We start from the raw sequence: 697 nt of genomic DNA, 5'->3' as shown, positions 1-697 counted from the left end.
GGCGGGGGCCACGACGTCGGCGAAGGAGGGCCCGGCGTGCAGATGCACGGCGTGACCATCGCTCCCGGTACATCCGATGCCCTCCGCCCATGCCGGGCTTCCCAGCCCTTCCGGTACGGCGGAGGCCGTCGCCTCGACGATCCGCAGACCGCGCCGCAGCGCGGTGGCACGCAACGTCCGGGCGGAGGCGGTGAGCCGGGGCGGAAGGACGAGGATGCGCGGCGGGCAGGTCATGGCCGCAGATCCTCCCGTACGGGGGCGCCGCGCCGCACCGAATTTTCCGGGCCGGTGGGGGCGGGACGGGCCCGACGGGAAGAACGCGTGCGAAGACCATCGGTGCGGCGGGTCGGGGAGCATGTTGTGCGCGTCCGGGGGCCACCTGGTTCGATCGCCGCATGATCATCGAACCATCGCTCGTACACGGCCTGATCGCCGCCCAGTTCCCGCACTGGGCGGACCTGCCCGTGGAGGCGGTCGACGCGAGCGGGACCGCGAACACGATCTACCGACTGGGCGCCGACAAGGCCGTACGGCTGCCCCGTACCGAGGGCAGTGCGGCGGATGTGGCGACGGAGCACCGCTGGCTGCCCCTGCTGGCTGCGCGGCTGCCCTTCCCCGTACCCCTCCCGCTGGCCCAGGGAGTTCCGGACAAGGCCTTTCCCCGGCCCCGGTCGGTCTGAACCTGGCTGGACGGTAC

The 697-nt window shown here is 73.0% G+C and carries 2 pseudogenes; one reads left to right on the top strand and one right to left on the bottom strand.

Annotated elements, in window-relative coordinates:
• Positions 1-234 (bottom strand): annotated as a pseudogene (locus tag LPA54_RS34190) (DUF4343 domain-containing protein); the annotation flags it as partial.
• Positions 235-395: 161 nt separating this feature from the next.
• On the opposite strand from LPA54_RS34190, the pseudogene LPA54_RS34185 reads away from it, so the two are divergent.
• Positions 396-677: pseudogene (locus LPA54_RS34185) on the top strand (phosphotransferase); the annotation flags it as partial.
• Between the last annotated feature and the right edge of the window lie 20 nt (positions 678-697).

The sequence above is a fragment of the Streptomyces sp. DH12 genome (assembly GCF_020873895.1).
In the GTDB taxonomy this organism is placed as follows: Bacteria; Actinomycetota; Actinomycetes; order Streptomycetales; family Streptomycetaceae; genus Streptomyces.
Note: the sequence above shows the minus strand (reverse complement) of the source record. Positions and strands in the feature narration are given on the sequence as shown.